Genomic DNA, 12,550 nt, shown 5'->3' with positions numbered 1-12,550 from the left:
TTCCGACGCCGCGCTACATCGCCTCTGCTGTCGTGGCGAAAAAGCGATTCTTGAGCGATGTCTGGTTCTCGTAGATCGAGCCTTGCTTCGGCGCGGGCGGCAGCGGCAGGATGACCGGAACGTTCTCCATGCGCGGCACGATAGTCGGCTCGCCCGCGATGATCCGCTCGTTGAACTCCGCGAGACTCTTGTCCTGCGTGGGACCGCCGATAAGCGGCCAGGCATCGACGGCGGCAATCTCATACAGCAACAAGCGGCGCGGCCGGTTCGACGTGTTTTCCGCGGAACCGTGGATTGCGCGCGCATGATGAATCGAGAACGATCCCGCCTTGCCCGTGCACGGCACCGCCTTGCCGAAGTCGACGTTGGACGTCGTCGGGTCCATCGCGCCGCAAAAATAGCCGTCCGTGTGATGACTATGAATCTCGCTCTTGTGGCTATCCGGAATGATCAGCAGCGGGCCGTTTTCCAGTTCGCAATCGTCGAGCATCACGCCGACAGCGAGCACGTCCTGATTCGTGTGCGGGTAAAACGCCCAGTCCTGATGCCATTCAACCGGGTCGCCGACATGCGCTTCCTTCAGGTTCAGCTTGGTGTTGCGCACGCGCAGATTCGGCCCTAGAAGACTCGTCAGCGCGGCGATCAGCTTGGGATGCTTGAGCGCTTCCATGAACACCGGATCGACCTTGATCGGGTCCTTGATGCGCCGAACGCGCGGCTTTTGCGCGGTATGCGAGGGCGCGAGATCGAATACATCGTTCGATGCCGTGAGCGCGCGAGACTGCTCGACGAGTTCATCCGTGACGCGGCGCATGCGCTCCACGAGGTCATCGCTGAAAACGTCGGTGACGACTACGTATCCTTCCTTGGCGTATTGCTCTACTTGCTCGTTCGTAAGCACTTTCATCTCCTGAAAGAACGGACCTGCCTTTTGGGAGCGCTCCCATTCGCAAGCGCCGACGCGGCGCGTTGGCAACGTCATTGCACTGCATCATGCTCGGTTCGCAACCAGCTATGTGCGCGCTCCCATTTAAGGTAAAGTGGAACCGTCGGAGTGTCAAGCAGCGGTCTTCCCTGATCGACCCTTCGCGCACGAAACACAGATCACCAACGAAACGAAACGAAGCACCATGAAAACAAGCGCCACCGCGTCCGAACCCACCTTGCCCCGGCCCACCATGGAAGACGTCGCCCGCGAGGCGAAGGTCGGGCGCATGACCGTTTCGCGCGCGTTGAATCAGCCCGAGCTCGTATCGCCCGAATCGTTGGCGGCGGTGCAGGCCGCCATCGAAAGACTCGGTTACGTGCAGAACCTGAATGCAGGAAGCCTGGCGTCGAACCGGTCGAAGATCATCGGCGCGGTCATTCCGACTATCGAGAACGCGTTCTTTTCGGACACCATCAGCGGGCTGTCGCAAGCGCTGGCCGACAAGGGCTATCAGTTGCTGCTCGGTCAATGCCGTTACGACGCAGCCGAGGAAATGCGGCTCATCGATGCCTTCGTCGGGCGACGCGTCGACGGCATCATGCTCATACGCACATCGACGCCGGCGGAAGTGGACAAGCGCATTCGCCGTTGCGGCGTTCCGGTGATCGAGGCATGGGACACGTCCAACGATCAGATCGACATGCGTATCGGTTTCTCGCATCGCGATGCCGGTGCTGCAGTGGCGCGCTATCTCGCAAGCAAGGGACGACGCAATCTCGGTTTTCTCGGCAGCATGGATGTCCGTTCGACCGGCCGCTTGCAAGGCTTTCGGGCGGGCGCGAAACAGTCGGGGCTTCACAAGATCGAGGCCATCACGCTCGACCGGCCAATGGGTATCAACGACGCGCCCGAGATCTTCGACAGGCTGCTCGAACGCCGCCCGGACCTAGACGCCGTGTTCTGTTCCAGCGACATGCTCGCCGCGGGCGTGCTGTTCGAGTGTCAGCGGCGCGGCATACGCGTGCCGGAAGACGTCGCCATCATGGGCTTCGTGGACTTGCCCATCGCGGCGGCGACGCATCCGGGCATCACGACGATCCGCGTTCCATCGCTTGAAATCGGCAAATTGGCGGGCGACATGCTGCTCGATTATCTCGAAGGCAAGCGCCCCGCGAATCCGCGTATCGACCTGGGCTTTACCATTGTCGAGCGAGGCAGCGCATGAAGCGGGACATGACGGGCATGCAGCACTATCGCACTGCCTGATCGACGTCGGCTTCGAGCTTGCCGATGCGCGCCATATCCGCATCCGACTTCATCGACGGCGGACCGGCAAAGGTCTTGCGCACCCCGAAGCCGTACCAGATGACGAGCAACGCGATCACGAATCCAACGAGCACGTACAGCACTTTTTCGTTCGGCGGCTGAATGCCGACATACGCGAGCACGCACGCGCCGACCGTCGCCAGCAACGCGAGCGGCTTGGACCAGAGGCCGAGCTGGAACGGTCCCTTCTCGGTCCAGCGATGGCCTTCGGCGAACATGCCGAGCGCAATCGGCATCGCGTAGGAAATGTACAGGAAGACCGCGCTGCCGGCGCTGAGCACGGAGAAGGCATCGCCATACAGCGTGATGAGAATGGCGAGTATGGCGCAAGTCCAGATCGCCGCGCCCGGCGTGCGATGCTTCGGGCTCACGTGACGCAAAAACTTCGAGCCGGGCAGCCCGCCATCTCGCGCGAACGCGTACATCATGCGTGAGGTGGACATGATGGCCGCAAGCCCGCAGACATAGTTGATGAAGAACATCGCGAGTTCGAGACACACGCGCAACGTCGTCGGAATCGGCGCGAGAATGGCTTCGAAGAAACCGGTGCCCTGTTTCATGCCCGCCGTGAGATCCGGCATGACGAGCACGAAGGTGCAGACCATGACGTAGCCAAAGACCGCCGACCAGAACACCGAGCCGATGATCCCTTTCGGCACGTTGCGCGCGGCATCGTGCGTTTCCTCGGACGTGTGCGCGGAAGCGTCGAAGCCGGTGATGGTGTACGTCACGAGCAGCAGGCCCGCGAGAAACGCGAGCGGCGTCGATTGCTTCGGCCACGCGCCGCCATCGACGCCCGTGAAGTTGGTGAACGTGACGAGCCGATGCAGATCGAGCGGCACGGACGAGTAATAGAGCAGCGCCACGACCAGAACGATGGTGACGACGAAGATAAGATAGCCCGAGAGATCGGTGATCTTGCTGGCGATCTTGATCCCGCGTGCATTGAGCAGCGCCTGCGACAACGTGATGATCGCGAGGAACGCGGTCTGGTGCCACCACGTCAGGCTTTCGGGCGCAACGCCGAACATCGGCGCGATCAGCGTCTTGAAGAACGGATCGTAGGTGCCGAAGTTGATCGCGCTGATGACGAAGATCAGACCAATCAGGTTGAGCCATGCCGTGAGCCATCCCAACTGCTTGCCGCCGAGGATCGAGCCCCAGTGATACAGCCCGCCCGCTGTGGGAAACGCGGACGCGATCTGCGCCATCGACACCGCGACGATCAACGCGAACAACGCGCCAAGCGGCCACCCGAGCCCGACGGACGCGCCGCCCGTCGCCGAAAGCGCCAGCTGGAAAGCGGTGATGCCGCCCGACAGGATGCAGATGATCGAGAACGAGACCGCGAAGTTCGAGAAGCCGTTCATGCGCCGGGACAACTCCTGCGCATAACCCATCTTGTGCAACAGGCTCACGTCGCTGTCGCTGCTTGCTTCAGACTGGTGCTTTGCGTTCATATTCACTCCGTCACGAATGCCTGCCGGGAAGGAACCAGAATTCGACGTCCGTATTGCCTGTCACGCTGACGCGCGACGCGCAACAGGCACGGTAAGTAGCCAAATTTCGAAGCGCTACCGGATTCTTTACACGGCGGAGAAGCCGTTATCCACGAAGAGATGCGTTCCGTTGACGAAGCTTGCTTCGTCGGATGCCAGAAAGAGCGCCGCAGCAGCGACTTCGGACGGCTCGCACAGCCTGCCCTGCTGAAGCGCGATGGCGGCCTCAGTGGCATCGACACCCATTGCCTGCAGGTCGCGAAGCTCGCGCATGCCGTGCGGCGTGCGAATGAATCCAGGCGCCACGGCGTTGCAGCGAATGCCCCGATCGCGGTATTCGACGGCTATCGCGCGGGCGAACATGTGGCATGCGCCCTTGGTGGCGTCGTAGAGCACTTCGCCGGGCGTGGCGTAGACTGCCGAGATCGACGAGGTGCACACGATGCTGCCCTTGCCCTTTTCGAGCATCTGCGGCAGGACCGCTTGTGTCATGAGGAACATGCTTTTGACGTTCACGCCCATCAGCCAGTCCCATTCCGATTCCTCTATTTCGAGGAACGGTTTGACGATCAGCGTGCCGGCGTGATTGAAGAGGATGTCCGCGTTGCCATATTGCTCTTTCGCGGCTGCGACGGCTTTCTGGACATCGGCTTGACGGGAGACGTCCGCACCCAGACCTAGCGCTTCGAATCCCGCTTCGTTGAGCCGGGAAGCGAGCGCAATGGCGGCATCCACGTCCCGGTCGATGATGGCGACCTTCGCGCCCTGTTGCGCGAACAGTTCCGATGCCGCCGCGCCGCATCCACCCGCGCCGCCGCTGATGATCGCCACCTTGCCGGCGAGGCGGCCGTCGCTTCTGGAAACCATATCGTTGTCCTCGGTAACGTTGAGCTGCGTCCGACAGAGGGTCGCTCCGTGCATCGACGTTACTGCGCCAAAATGCGATCTACTACTGGATTTTCGGCGTAGCGGGCTTTGGGCGAGACCGCGCAACGAGGAACGACAACGCCGGAACCGGCCTGCGCCCGGCGCTTCATCGATGTCCCTAGGTAAGCATCGGCGTCAGGTCGGGATCGCCCTTCTTCATCGCTCGCCGATACGCCGGGCGTTCGCCGATTCGCTGCAGATAAGCCCGTATGTTGGGATACGGCGAAAGGTCCAGCGGCTGAAAAATACGCATGGTAGTCAACGAAAATACGCTCATGATGTCGGCGGCCGTAAAGTCGCTGCCCGCAAGATAGTCCGCCTGCCCCAGCCGATCTTCGATGAGCGCCAGCACTTTATCGAGCCGTCCCTGCACGGCGGTTTGCACCGGATGATCCACCGGCAAACCGGCGCGGCCGATCATCATCGAGCGTCCCATGACCGGCTGCAGGTTGCCGTTCGCGAAGTGAAACCAGTAGAGATAGGGCGCGAAGTCGGGATGATCCGGCGCGTGCTGCAATCTGCCGTCGCCATGGCGCGCGAGAATGAACTCGACGATAGCCGCGGACTCGGCGAGCAACATGCCATCGACTTCGATGAGCGGCGCCGCGCCCAGCGGATGCAACGCGACGAGTTCGGGCGGTGACAGCATGGTGCGTGCATCGCGCGTGTACTTGACGAGCTCGTATGGAACATCGAGCTCCTCGCACAGCCAGACGATACGCTCGGATTGCGAGTGCCCGAGGTGATGAATTTTCAGCATGAGTGAGTTTCCTTGAGTACGAGTGAAGTCGAAGCGCGATGAACCTGGCGTGCAGCGCAAGCAGCGAGCCTGGCGCCCGCCGTCCGAAAGGCATCAAGCCTACCGAATTTCGAACGACTTTCTTGAACCTTCATATTTCTGCCAAAAATTACCTTTACATTTCCGTCAGAAATTAGGCGCCTGCTTACGAACATGGAATATCCGGCCGGAAAATTCCATCCAGTTTCTCACTCGTTCTTTTTCTGATGACGACAACCATGCCCCACCTGACTGCGCTCGGCAGACCGTCGCTGGCAAGCGCGCTGATTTGCATCGCGCTTACGCTCGCCGCTTGCGGAGGAGACGACAAGTCGGCAACGCCCGCCTCGACCAACGCGTCGTCCTGCAAGATCAGCCACTGCGCGCCGGCTCCCTGAGTCGCATTCCCACATCAAAAACTCATCAATGGCATGACATTCAGTCCATCTAAACGAAGCTTCATCAAGACGTCGCTTGGCACCGCCGCTTCCGCCGCCGTGCTTTCGACGTTCCCGCCTGCTATTCGGCGCGCGCTCGCCATCGACGCGAACAACGTCACAGGCACGATCAGGGACGTTCAGCACGTCGTGTTGCTGATGCTGGAAAACCGTTCGTTCGACAGCTATTTCGGCACCTTCAAGGGCGTGCGCGGTTATGGCGACCGCTTTGCCATTCCCTCGCCGAACGGCGCAAACGTCTTCTATCAGAACTACACGAGTTCCGGCTCGACGAGCACGCTGATTCCCTATCATCTCGACGAGTCGAAAGGCAACGCACTGCGCGCGGGCAGCACACCGCATACGTGGTCCGACTCGCAGGCCGCATGGGACAACGGCCGCATGGCCGCATGGCCGACCGCGAAGAAGCCCTTGTCGATGGGCTATTACGAAACGGTCGAAGTGCCCTTTCATCGCGCGCTCGCCGACGCCTTCACGCTGTGCGATTCGTATCACTGCGGCATGCACACCGGCACGATTGCAAACCGTCTCTTCTACTGGACCGGCACGAACGGTCCCAACGGTTTGAGTCCGTCGACCAACGCGCCGGTCAAGGTGGCCGCATTGAACAACGAGTTCAATGGCGGCAATGACATTGGCTCGTCGTCAACCGGCTGGACCTGGACGACCTATGCGGACCGTCTGCAAAACGCGGGCGTGAGCTGGAAGGTGTATCAAAGCCTCATCGACAATTTCGGCTGCAACGAGATGATGAGCTTTCGCCACTGGCGCACCGCAATCGAGCAGATGCCCGCCGCACGGCGACCGGTGTACGTGGCGAACACGGACATCACGCAACCCGTGACGGCGGCGGGCGCGTTCTACGATTCATCGATCGACGACGCCCTGAGTCCGCTCGCGAAAGGCTTCGGCAACACCATGCCACAGGGCTTTCTCGAAACGTTTCGCGACGACATCCAGAAGGGCACGCTGCCTGCCGTATCGTGGATCATCCCGCCGTCCGTGTATAGCGAGCATCCCGGTCCGTCGAGTCCCACGCAAGGCGGCTGGTACGTGCAGGAAGTGCTCGATGCGCTGACCGCGAACCCGGATGTGTGGAGCAAGACCGTGCTGCTCGTCAATTACGACGAGAACGATGGCTTCTTCGATCACCTTCCGCCGCCGAGCGCGCCGTCGCACGCAAGCGATGGCACGCTCGCGGGTGCGAGCACCTTGTCCGACACCGACATGGCGGTGGAATATCACAACTTCGCGCCGGCAACGAGCAATCAGCCGAAGACCGACGGACGACCATACGGCCCCGGCCCGCGCGTGCCGATGTGGGTGATCTCGCCGTGGAGCCGTGGCGGCTTTGTGAACTCGCAAGTCTTCGATCACACCTCGACGCTCATGTTCCTCGAAAAGCGCTTCGGCGTGACCGAACCGCAGATCAGCAGCTATCGGCGTGCGATTTGCGGCGACCTGACCTCGTGCTTCAACTTCGTCAATCCGAACGATGCCACGCTGCCGACGCTCTCCGGGCGCACGACGAAGGACTCGGCCGATGCGCTCGCCAAGTCGCAGGCGGCGGCATCCGCGATTCAGGCGCAGTCCGTGACGGCGAGTTCGCCGTTGCCCGCGCAGGCTACCGGTACACGTTTGTCGCGCGCCTTGCCTTACGAGCTGCACACGACCGCGCATGTGAACGCCAACGCAAGCACGGTCGCGCTCGAATTCGCGAATGGCAGCACGAACAACGCGGGCGCGGTGTTTCATGTGTACGACAGAAACCATCTCGAACTCGTGCCGCGCCGCTTCGTCGTCGAGGCGGGCAAGTCGCTGACGGGAACGTGGACCGTGCCTGCCAGCGATGCAGGACGATACGATCTGTGGGTGCTTGGACCCAATGGTTACCACCGCGAGTTTGCGGGCAATCTGAAGGAAGTGAGCGCATCCGCGAATGCCGAGATTCAGGTTTGCTATCAGCCGTGCGATACGTCGCTCGTCAGCGTGAAGCTCTACAACCGCGGCAATCAGTCGTGCACGTTCACGACGGCAGCGCTGGCCTATCTCACGAATGGTCCGTGGGTCACGACGGTGGCTGCGAATTCGGTCGTCGAAGTGACCTGGCCAATTGCCGATAGCGGCAACTGGTACGACTTCATGGTCACGTGCAGCGGTCTGAACGCGTTCAAGCGACGCTTCGCGGGACGTGTGGAGAATGGCAAGGACCTCGTTTCCGATCCGGCCATGGGGATGGCTTCTTAACGTGCATGAACCGGTCCGTGTCGGCTCGACGATGACGCGGACCGCTTACGCTCTTATGCCGATACCGGAAAAGCCGGCCCGCGCCGCAAGCGAATGGGCCCATGAATCATTGCATCGGGGTCCAGTGTCACGTCCCCTTGTGTGATCAGCACTTTGCCTTCACGCGCCATTTGCGCGGCCACGTCCCTGACCAAAGGCATCAGCGCGCGCCATCCTTCTTCGTCGCTCACTAGATTGCGTGCCACATCCGACGGACAGATGGAAGAAGTCGCGGCACGTCCGCCAAGCAAATCCAGCGCGCAATTTTCGATGTCCCGCGTAGATACGCTCATCACGCAACCGGGCGCGCAGGCGCCGGCTTGCCCGCTTCCGCCGCGATCCGGCATAGCTCATCGAACGCGGGTCCACGCGACGGAATCTCGACATGGAACACTTCGGCCATCACGCGTGTCCAGCCGTAGATGAAGTAAGTCCACCCGTCTTCTATCTGCAATTGCTTTTGAAGCGCCTGCGCACGCGCCTGTTCGAGAAAGACCAGATCGCCGCGGTAATTCAGCTCCCAAACCACGGCGCGTTCCGGGAACACGGCTGCGTCGCTGAGCGGCGAACCTGGCGCGTCCTTGCCAAGTCCCGTCGCATTGATCACCAACGCGCCCGGCGACATTCGCGCGAGCACCGCGTCATTGTCCTTTGCGTCCTGCACGAGCACGTACTCGCATGCAACGCCAGCGCCGACCTCTCGATGAATCCGCTCGATCTCCTCGAGCCGCGCCGCGGAACGGTCCGATACGATCACCTTCGACGGCCGATTCGCGCCACGGCCTGGTCGCATCAGATGCCATGTCATCGCAATGGTCGAGCCGCCCGCGCCCATCGAGAACGCTTCCGCGCCTGTCGTTGCGAAATGCTGTTCGGGCAGGAAGCCGTCGAGCGCGAAGCCGGAAGTGATCGGGTCCTTGGCGTGACAGACGAACTTGCCATCGCGCTTGGAGAGGCAACTCGTTTCGCTCATCATGAGCGCGTGAGGATCGATCTCATCGAAGAGATCGCGGCACGCAGCGTACAAGTCGATCTTGTGCGTGGTGACGAGCGCGCCAACCGACAAGGGATCGTCGCGCAAAAACTCGACGGCTTCGCGATACGCATTCGCCGGCGAATGCGGCTCGAAGTCGATGCCCTTCATCTCGACATTACCGAGCCCGAGATGCCTTGCCCATGCGGGAAACACGCGCATGATCGAACTTTGCGCGGTCGTCACGCCGATGAAGTAAAACGTCGGCCGTTGCGCGGCTTGGTAACTCATCGCGCCGCTCCTTCGGCACGCGCGCCGCGCGCGATCAGCGCTTCCACGTCGGCTTGCGAACGCTCGCGATACGCAGGATTCGCTTCGCTGCGCCAGCCGCCCTGACCGTCATCGACGATACGCAAGCGCATGCCGCCCGCTTGTTCGATGATCGCGTAGTCCTGCCCCGAATCCGCCGGATAGCAGAACAGCATCACGAAGTCTTCCGCGCCCGTGTTGACGGAACGATGAATCCAGCGCGGCGGCACGTAGCACATAGTATGCGCGTGTATTTCGACGATGCGTGTCTCTCCGTCCGGCGACTCCATCGACATGAGCCCGTCGCCCTTCAGACCGAAATACAACTCCGGCCGGTCGATGTTCGCGTGAATATGCCCGCGCGTCATGAAGTATTCGCGGCCGACCTTCCCTGGCGACATGCGCGTGACGCCGGTGATGAGGTCGCCCGGCTGATCGCTTGGGCGATGATCGGTCACGTCGTACACGACATCCTTGCCGCGAGCGGAAGCCAGCGCGTCGAAGGCGGCTGCATCGGCGTACAAGCCGGCGAGATCGTCGAGGCGCTTCTGGTAGCGCGTGCCCGTGCCTTCCATCAGCCCGGTATTCAGGTTCACATCGAATGAGCGCGGTTCAGGCCATTGCATGAGCCATCTCCAAGGAAGGTTGGAAAAGCGGAAGGGTCAATGCTAACTTAAGTGGCGTCATGCGTGACCGTGACGCATGACGCCGTCACGCAATCGACTTCGGCATGCGCGGATTGCGCTGCAACGAAGGCGAGCGCTCGGTGATACGCGGCCCGGCGTGCGCCTCGGCAACATCACCGGCTGCAAATTGTCTTCGATAAGCGACGGGCGTGAGGTCCTTCATCGCCTTGAATTGCCGGTTGAAGTTGGCGACATTCGGAAACCCGGAGCGCGCCGCGACGACGGACACCGGCGCGGACGTATGCGCGAGCATGCGGCAGGCATGTCCGATTCTGACCCGCGTGATGTATCGTCCCACGCTCTCGCCCATGTGCTGCTCGAAGTAGCGCGCAAGCGAACGTTCCGACACGTTGGCCGCCTCGCAAAGCTCGGAAAGACGCAGCGGTTCGGCAAAGCGCGAGTCGATCATCGAGAGTACGCGGTTGATGCGTTCCGGTTCGTGACCCGAAGGACCGTCCGTACGCTCGTTGAACGCAGCAGGCGATGCAAGCGGTCGACCAGGCGCTTCCGCCAGCGAGCAAAGCACGTTCAGCGCGGCGCCCAGGCGTTCGCGGGGCGCGTTGCAAAGCAGCTTGTCGAGTTGCGTGCGCATCGCGGCGCCGACTTCCTCACCGAACGCCAGTCCGCACGCTGCTCGGCGCAAGAGGTCGCGCAAGGGTGTGTATTCGGGGCAGACATCCGCGAGCCGCCGCGCCCATTCACCACTGAACCAGATCACGATGGCGACCTGAGGCACGCTCGAATCGATCGAACGGTTCGACGCCCACGTATGCGGGAGATTCGGCGGCACGAGCACCAGATCCGCGTCGGCGTAACCCTCGATCGAATCGCCGATATAACGCTTGCCGTGGCTGTTGAGCGTGAGCGTCAACTCGTATTCGGGATGATGGTGCCATTCGAAAGGAATGCGCGGCAGACGCCGGTGGTAAACCCTCACCGAACATTCATCACCGAATTCGACGTGTTCGTATGCGGGTTTCATGGCAGAACGCGCGAAGAAGTTGTCCGGATGGTATCACTTCTGCAGGCGTGATCGGCCTATTCTGCCGGTATGCCAAAACCCATACGGAGACAACCATGGCACTTGAAATCGACGATTTGCCGGCAACCATCCGGCAGGCCAAACGAGCGCTTCGCGAGCGGCTGCCGAACTATCGCGAAGTCTTCGCCGAAGTGGAAGAAGCAATCCACGCCGAGGCCAGCGAGATTGCCGAGCGACGTAATCGCGGCGAGAACGTCATTCCTGAAATCCAGTTCTCCGAGATCGCGCAGCAGCGGGTGAGCGCGGAGCAGATCGCACTCATCAAGTCGCGTGGTGCGTGCGTGATCCGCAATGTGTTCGACGCATCGCTCGTCGAACAATGGGACCGCGATATCGCGGAGTATGTCGAGCGCAACGACCTCGATACGCGACTGCAGAACCGCGCCGAGGACAAATACTTCGGCCAGCTCGCCTCGAGCAAGCCGCAGATTTACGGCGTGTACTGGTCGAAGCCGCAGGTGCTGGCACGGCAGGCGCCTTCCTTGACTGCGGCGCGCGTGTTCCTCAACCGCTTGTGGCGCGTCGAGAGCGAAGGCCGCGTTCATTTCGATCCCGAGCGCGTGCCGGTGTATGCCGACCGCATGCGCCGACGTCCGCCCGGCTCCGAGTCGTTGGGTCTGTCCGCGCATTGCGACGGCGGCTCGGTCGAACGATGGATCGAAGCAAATTTCCGCAAGGTGTACCGGCATGTGTTCGACGGCAACTGGCGTCAATACGACCCATTCGACGCCGCGTTCCGGCCGGATGTCGAGGAGATCGCGTCGCCCGCGGTGTGCTCCATGTTCCGCACGTTTCAAGGATGGACCGCGCTCACGCCGCAAGGTCCGGGCGACGGCACGTTGCAGCTCGTGCCGATTGCGAACTCGATGGCGTATATCCTGTTGCGCGCCCTTCAGGACGATGTCGCCGACGACGACCTGTGCGGCGCCATGCCCGGCCGCGCGCTTTCCATCAAGCCCGAATTTCATGCACCGCTTTTCGAAGCGTTGTCTTCGATCCCGCACATGCGGGCGGGCGACACCGTCTTCTGGCACAGCGACGTGATCCACGCCGTGGAAGACGCGCATCGCGGCGCGGGCTACAGCAACGTGATGTATATCGCTTCGGCGCCTGCGTGCGCCAAGAACGACGAATATCTCAAACGCCAGTTGCCCGCTTTCCTCGAAGGCAGAAGCCCGCCCGACTTTCCCGCCGATCACTTCGAAGTCGACTTCGTCGGACGCGCCACGATGCAAGACCTGACGCCGCTCGGCAAAGCGCAACTCGGGTTCGATCTTTAAAGCTCATGAGTCGTCGATAAAACGGGCGCACGCCATCGCAACCAGGACCGAATAAAAG

The 12,550-nt window shown here is 61.6% G+C and carries 12 protein-coding genes; 4 read left to right on the top strand and 8 right to left on the bottom strand.

Annotation, left to right across the window (positions count from 1 at the left end):
* Positions 1-13: 13 nt before the first annotated feature.
* Positions 14-982, bottom strand: a complete 969-nt coding sequence (locus tag NCT03_RS27585; RefSeq protein WP_250494647.1) for a phytanoyl-CoA dioxygenase family protein — start codon at positions 980-982, stop codon at positions 14-16.
* Positions 983-1,130: 148 nt separating this feature from the next.
* Between NCT03_RS27585 and NCT03_RS27580 the strand changes: the two genes are divergently transcribed.
* Positions 1,131-2,153 (top strand): LacI family DNA-binding transcriptional regulator, encoded by a 1,023-nt coding sequence (locus NCT03_RS27580; RefSeq protein ID WP_250494646.1) that lies wholly within the window; start codon positions 1,131-1,133, stop codon positions 2,151-2,153.
* Positions 2,154-2,178: 25 nt separating this feature from the next.
* Here the strand turns inward: NCT03_RS27580 and NCT03_RS27575 are convergent, their stop codons facing one another.
* The 3 genes from NCT03_RS27575 to NCT03_RS27565 all read right to left on the bottom strand — a co-directional run bounded on the left by NCT03_RS27575 (position 2,179) and on the right by NCT03_RS27565 (position 5,440).
* Complete coding sequence (locus tag NCT03_RS27575) at positions 2,179-3,714, bottom strand: amino acid permease (protein ID WP_250494645.1); 1,536 nt, start codon at positions 3,712-3,714, stop codon at positions 2,179-2,181.
* A 126-nt stretch (positions 3,715-3,840) separates the two neighbouring features.
* Entirely contained in the window at positions 3,841-4,620 is a 780-nt protein-coding gene (locus tag NCT03_RS27570; RefSeq protein ID WP_250494644.1) for an SDR family NAD(P)-dependent oxidoreductase, read from the bottom strand.
* A gap of 178 nt (positions 4,621-4,798) precedes the next feature.
* Positions 4,799-5,440, bottom strand: a complete 642-nt coding sequence (locus NCT03_RS27565) for a glutathione S-transferase family protein (protein WP_250494643.1) — start codon at positions 5,438-5,440, stop codon at positions 4,799-4,801.
* A gap of 257 nt (positions 5,441-5,697) precedes the next feature.
* Between NCT03_RS27565 and NCT03_RS27560 the strand changes: the two genes are divergently transcribed.
* Complete coding sequence (locus NCT03_RS27560) at positions 5,698-5,856, top strand: hypothetical protein (protein WP_244830596.1); 159 nt, start codon at positions 5,698-5,700, stop codon at positions 5,854-5,856.
* A gap of 33 nt (positions 5,857-5,889) precedes the next feature.
* Positions 5,890-8,163: a phosphocholine-specific phospholipase C gene (locus NCT03_RS27555; RefSeq protein WP_250494642.1), complete on the top strand. Its 2,274-nt coding sequence runs from the start codon at positions 5,890-5,892 to the stop codon at positions 8,161-8,163.
* A 53-nt stretch (positions 8,164-8,216) separates the two neighbouring features.
* Here NCT03_RS27555 and NCT03_RS27550 read toward each other — a convergent pair whose 3' ends face one another.
* The 4 genes from NCT03_RS27550 to NCT03_RS27535 form a co-directional block, all read right to left on the bottom strand.
* A complete protein-coding gene (locus NCT03_RS27550) occupies positions 8,217-8,495 on the bottom strand; it encodes a DUF3253 domain-containing protein (protein WP_250494641.1) in 279 nt (92 codons plus the stop codon).
* Positions 8,495-9,466, bottom strand: a complete 972-nt coding sequence (locus NCT03_RS27545) for a shikimate dehydrogenase family protein (RefSeq protein ID WP_250494640.1) — start codon at positions 9,464-9,466, stop codon at positions 8,495-8,497. Before NCT03_RS27545 ends, NCT03_RS27550 begins: the two co-directional genes overlap by 1 nt.
* Positions 9,463-10,110, bottom strand: coding sequence for a glucose-6-phosphate isomerase (locus NCT03_RS27540; RefSeq protein WP_250494639.1), 648 nt, complete (start codon positions 10,108-10,110; stop codon positions 9,463-9,465). Before NCT03_RS27540 ends, NCT03_RS27545 begins: the two co-directional genes overlap by 4 nt.
* A gap of 85 nt (positions 10,111-10,195) precedes the next feature.
* On the bottom strand, positions 10,196-11,152 hold the full coding sequence (locus tag NCT03_RS27535) for a helix-turn-helix domain-containing protein (RefSeq protein ID WP_250494638.1): 957 nt from the start codon (positions 11,150-11,152) through the stop codon (positions 10,196-10,198).
* A 95-nt stretch (positions 11,153-11,247) separates the two neighbouring features.
* Between NCT03_RS27535 and NCT03_RS27530 the strand changes: the two genes are divergently transcribed.
* On the top strand, positions 11,248-12,492 hold the full coding sequence (locus NCT03_RS27530) for a DUF1479 domain-containing protein (RefSeq protein ID WP_250494637.1): 1,245 nt from the start codon (positions 11,248-11,250) through the stop codon (positions 12,490-12,492).
* Positions 12,493-12,550: the final 58 nt, after the last annotated feature.

Source organism: Caballeronia sp. GAWG1-1 (genome assembly GCF_023631465.1).
Classification (GTDB): Bacteria; Pseudomonadota; Gammaproteobacteria; order Burkholderiales; family Burkholderiaceae; genus Caballeronia.
This window is presented reverse-complemented; position numbering and strand designations above follow the sequence as displayed.